Source organism: Bradyrhizobium sp. BR 1433 (assembly GCF_051547665.1).
GTDB classification, from domain to species: domain Bacteria; phylum Pseudomonadota; class Alphaproteobacteria; order Rhizobiales; family Xanthobacteraceae; genus Bradyrhizobium; species Bradyrhizobium australafricanum.
This window is the reverse complement of record NZ_JBPUGG010000002.1, coordinates 1-4,579: the sequence shown is the minus strand read 5'-3', so window position 1 is coordinate 4,579 and position 4,579 is coordinate 1. Positions and strand designations below refer to the sequence as shown.

General features: G+C 44.5%; 6 protein-coding genes and 2 pseudogenes. 4 read left to right on the top strand and 4 right to left on the bottom strand.

Annotated features, from left to right (window positions below; translation table 11 throughout):
* The first annotated feature begins 272 nt into the window (after window positions 1–272).
* Window positions 273–467: a YlcI/YnfO family protein gene (locus ACSKB9_RS41475; RefSeq protein WP_001421937.1), complete on the top strand. Its 195-nt coding sequence runs from the start codon at window positions 273–275 to the stop codon at window positions 465–467.
* A 164-nt stretch (window positions 468–631) separates the two neighbouring features.
* Here the strand turns inward: ACSKB9_RS41475 and ybcW are convergent, their stop codons facing one another.
* The gene (gene ybcW / locus ACSKB9_RS41470; RefSeq protein WP_001031427.1) at window positions 632–838 is read right to left on the bottom strand and encodes a protein YbcW; all 207 of its coding nucleotides are present in this window, start codon (window positions 836–838) and stop codon (window positions 632–634) included.
* A 243-nt stretch (window positions 839–1,081) separates the two neighbouring features.
* Between ybcW and ACSKB9_RS41465 the strand changes: the two genes are divergently transcribed.
* Complete coding sequence (locus ACSKB9_RS41465) at window positions 1,082–1,534, top strand: DUF1398 domain-containing protein (RefSeq protein ID WP_223248938.1); 453 nt, start codon at window positions 1,082–1,084, stop codon at window positions 1,532–1,534.
* Window positions 1,535–1,823: 289 nt separating this feature from the next.
* Window positions 1,824–2,117 (top strand): serum resistance lipoprotein Bor, encoded by a 294-nt coding sequence (bor, locus tag ACSKB9_RS41460; protein WP_000738492.1) that lies wholly within the window; start codon window positions 1,824–1,826, stop codon window positions 2,115–2,117.
* 31 nt (window positions 2,118–2,148) lie between these two features.
* Here bor and rzpD read toward each other — a convergent pair.
* The 3 genes and pseudogenes from rzpD to ACSKB9_RS41445 form a co-directional block, all read right to left on the bottom strand.
* Window positions 2,149–2,609: pseudogene (gene rzpD / locus ACSKB9_RS41455) on the bottom strand (prophage endopeptidase RzpD).
* Window positions 2,606–3,082, bottom strand: a complete 477-nt coding sequence (locus ACSKB9_RS41450; protein WP_000229403.1) for a glycoside hydrolase family 24 protein — start codon at window positions 3,080–3,082, stop codon at window positions 2,606–2,608. The pseudogene rzpD and the gene ACSKB9_RS41450 overlap by 4 nt, the downstream one beginning before the upstream one ends.
* Window positions 3,066–3,383 (bottom strand): annotated as a pseudogene (locus ACSKB9_RS41445) (phage holin, lambda family). The gene ACSKB9_RS41450 and the pseudogene ACSKB9_RS41445 overlap by 17 nt, the downstream one beginning before the upstream one ends.
* Window positions 3,384–4,101: 718 nt before the next feature.
* On the opposite strand from ACSKB9_RS41445, the gene ACSKB9_RS41440 reads away from it, so the two are divergent.
* On the top strand, window positions 4,102–4,425 hold the full coding sequence (locus tag ACSKB9_RS41440) for a hypothetical protein (protein ID WP_438080699.1): 324 nt from the start codon (window positions 4,102–4,104) through the stop codon (window positions 4,423–4,425).
* Window positions 4,426–4,579: the final 154 nt, after the last annotated feature.

Below are 4,579 nucleotides of genomic sequence, written 5' to 3'. Positions count from 1 at the left end.
AAGGTTAAGCATAGTTCTGCATGATGGGTTAGCAGCACCTGCTTACGGTTCACTACTCACGACGATGTTTTTTTTGGTACCTTTTTTTCACCGGAAAGGACCCGTAAAGTGATAATGATTATCATCTACATATCACAACGTGCGTGGAGGCCATCAAACCACGTCAAATAATCAATTATGACGCAGGTATCGTATTAATTGATCTGCATCAACTTAACGTAAAAACAACTTCAGACAATACAAATCAGCGACACTGAATACGGGGCAACCTCATGTCAACGAAGAACAGAACCCGCAGAACAACAACCCGCAACATCCGCTTTCCTAACCAAATGATTGAACAAATTAACATCGCTCTTGAGCAAAAAGGGTCCGGGAATTTCTCAGCCTGGGTCATTGAAGCCTGCCGTCGGAGACTAACGTCAGAAAAGAGAGCATATACATCAATTAAAAGTGATGAAGAATGAACATCCCGCGTTCTTCCCTCCGAACAGGACGATATTGTAAATTCACTTAATTACGAGGGCATTGCAGTAATTGAGTTGCAGTTTTACCACTTTCCTGACAGTGACAGACTGCGTGTTGGCTCTGTCACAGACTAAATAGTTTGAATGATTAGCAGTTATGGTGATCAGTCAACCACCAGGGAATAATCCTTCATATTATTATCGTGCTTCACCAACGCTGCCTCAATTGCTCTGAATGCTTCCAGAGACACCTTATGTTCTATACATGCAATTACAACATCAGGGTAACTCATAGAAATGGTGCTATTAAGCATATTTTTTACACGAATCAGATCCACGGAGGGATCATCAGCAGATTGTTCTTTATTCATTTTGTCGCTCCATGCGCTTGCTCTTCATCTAGCGGTTAAAATATTACTTCAAATCTTTCTGTATGAAGATTTGAGCACGTTGGCCTTACATACATCTGTCGGTTGTATTTCCCTCCAGAATGCCAGCAGGACCGCACTTTGTTACGCAACCAATACTATTAAGTGAAAACATTCCTAATATTTGACATAAATCATCAACAAAACACAAGGAGGTCAGACCAGATTGAAACGATAAAAACGATAATGCAAACTACGCGCCCTCGTATCACATGGAAGGTTTTACCAATGGCTCAGGTTGCCATTTTTAAAGAAATATTCGATCAAGTGCGAAAAGATTTAGACTGTGAATTGTTTTATTCTGAACTAAAACGTCACAACGTCTCACATTATATTTACTATCTAGCCACAGATAATATTCACATCGTGTTAGAAAACGATAACACCGTGTTAATAAAAGGACTTAAAAAGGTTGTAAATGTTAAATTCTCAAGAAACACGCATCTTATAGAAACGTCCTATGATAGGTTGAAATCAAGAGAAATCACATTTCAGCAATACAGGGAAAATCTTGCTAAAGCAGGAGTTTTCCGATGGGTTACAAATATCCATGAACATAAAAGATATTACTATACCTTTGATAATTCATTACTATTTACTGAGAGCATTCAGAACACTACACAAATCTTTCCACGCTAAATCATAACGTCCGGTTTCTTCCGTGTCAGCACCGGGGCGTTGGCATAATGCAATACGTGTACGCGCTAAACCCTGTGTGCATCGTTTTAATTATTCCCGGACACTCCCGCAGAGAAGTTCCCCGTCAGGGCTGTGGACATAGTTAATCCGGGAATACAATGACGATTCATCGCACCTGACATACATTAATAAATATTAACAATATGAAATTTCAACTCATTGTTTAGGGTTTGTTTAATTTTCTACACATACGATTCTGCGAACTTCAAAAAGCATCGGGAATAACACCATGAAAAAAATGCTACTCGCTACTGCGCTGGCCCTGCTTATTACAGGATGTGCTCAACAGACGTTTACTGTTCAAAACAAACCGGCAGCAGTAGCACCAAAGGAAACCATCACCCATCATTTCTTCGTTTCTGGAATTGGGCAGAAGAAAACTGTCGATGCAGCCAAAATTTGTGGCGGCGCAGAAAATGTTGTTAAAACAGAAACCCAGCAAACATTCGTAAATGGATTGCTCGGTTTTATTACTTTAGGCATTTATACTCCGCTGGAAGCGCGTGTGTATTGCTCACAATAATTGCATGAGTTGCCCATCGATATGGGCAACTCTATCTGCACTGCTCATTAATATACTTCTGGGTTCCTTCCAGTTGTTTTTGCATAGTGATCAGCCTCTCTCTGAGGGTGAAATAATCCCGTTCAGCGGTGTCTGCCAGTCGGGGGAGGCTGCATTATCCACGCCGGAGGCGGTGGTGGCTTCACGCACTGACTGACAGACTGCTTTGATGTGCAACCGACGACGACCAGCGGCAACATCATCACGCAGAGCATCATTTTCAGCTTTAGCATCAGCTAACTCCTTCGTGTATTTTGCATCGAGCGCAGCAACATCACGCTGACGCATCTGCATGTCAGTAATTGCCGCGTTCGCCAGCTTCAGTTCTCTGGCATTTTTGTCGCGCTGGGCTTTGTAGGTAATGGCGTTATCACGGTAATGATTAACAGCCCATGACAGGCAGACGATGATGCAGATAACCAGAGCGGAGATAATCGCGGTGACTCTGCTCATACATCAATCTCTCTGACCGTTCCGCCCGCTTCTTTGAATTTTGCAATCAGGCTGTCAGCCTTATGCTCGAACTGACCATAACCAGCGCCCGGCAGTGAAGCCCAGATATTGCTGCAACGGTCGATTGCCTGACGGATATCACCACGATCAATCATAGGTAAAGCGCCACGCTCCTTAATCTGCTGCAATGCCACAGCGTCCTGACTTTTCGGAGAGAAGTCTTTCAGGCCAAGCTGCTTGCGGTAGGCATCCCACCAACGGGAAAGAAGCTGGTAGCGTCCGGCGCCTGTTGATTTGAGTTTTGGGTTTAGCGTGACAAGTTTGCGAGGGTGATCGGAGTAATCAGTAAATAGCTCTCCGCCTACAATGACGTCATAACCATGATTTCTGGTTTTCTGACGTCCGTTATCAGTTCCCTCCGACCACGCCAGCATATCGAGGAACGCCTTACGTTGATTATTGATTTCTACCATCTTCTACTCCGGCTTTTTTAGCAGCGAAGCGTTTGATAAGCGAACCAATCGAGTCAGTACCGATGTAGCCGATAAACACGCTCGTTATATAAGCGAGATTGCTACTTAGTCCGGCGAAGTCGAGAAGGTCACGAATGAACTAGGCGATAATGGCGCACATCGTTGCGTCGATTACTGTTTTTGTAAACGCACCGCCATTATATCTGCCGCGAAGGTACGCCATTGCAAACGCAAGGATTGCCCCGATGCCTTGTTCCTTTGCCGCGAGAATGGCGGCCAACAGGTCATGTTTTTCTGGCATCTTCATGTCTTACCCCCAATAAGGGGATTTGCTCTATTTAATTAGGAATAAGGTCGATTACTGATAGAACAAATCCAGGCTACTGTGTTTAGTAATCAGATTTGTTCGTGACCGATATGCACGGGCAAAACGGCAGGAGGTTGTTAGCGCAAAAAAAAAATTCCAAAAAAAAAATTCCAAAAAAAAAAGCGACTAACAAACACAATCTGATGGCAGGTGCTGCAACCTATGCTTAACTTGCTCGACCTCTGAAGTGATGTACATCTTCTGGTTAAGATAGTTTGCTAGGGTTAAGCATGCCTCAGATGGGTTCGCTGCCTCGTTGGCCTGGTCGCTTTTTTGAATGTGTTCGACTTAACCTCCTGCCGTTTTGCCCGTGCATATCGGTCACGAACAAATCTGATTACTAAACACAGTAGCCTGGATTTGTTCTATCAGTAATCGACCTTATTCCTAATTAAATAGAGCAAATCCCCTTATTGGGGGTAAGACATGAAGATGCCAGAAAAACATGACCTGTTGGCCGCCATTCTGCGGCAAAGGATACAAGGCATCGGGGCAATCCTTGCGTTTGCAATGGCGTACCTTCGCGGCAGTATAATGGCGGTGCGTTTACAAAAACAGTAATCGACGCAACGATGTGCGCCATTATCGCCTAGTTCATTCGTGACCTTCTCGACTTCGCCGGACTAAGTAGCAATCTCGCTATATAACGAGCGTGTTTATCGGCTACATCGGTACTGACTCGATTGGTTCGCTTATCAAACGCTTCGCTGCTAACGAAGTGAGGAAGATGGTAGAAATCAATAATCAACGTAAGGCGTTCCTCGATATGCTGGCGTGGTCGGAGGGAACTGATAACGGACGTCAGAAAACCAGAAATCATGGTTATGACGTCATTGTAGGCGAGAGCTATTTATCTGATTACTCCGATCACCCTCGCAAACTTGTCACGCTAAACCCAAAACTCAAATCAACAGGCGCCGGACGCTACCAGCTTCTTCCCGTTGGTGGGATGCCTACCGCAAGCAGCTTGGCCTGAAAGACTTCTCTCCGAAAAGTCAGGACGCTGTGGCATTGCAGCACATCAAGGAGCGTGGCGCTTTACCTATGATTGATCGTGGTGATATCCGTCAGGCAATGCATTTGTCAGCGATCTGGGCTTCACTGGGCGCTGGTTATGGTCACTCGACATA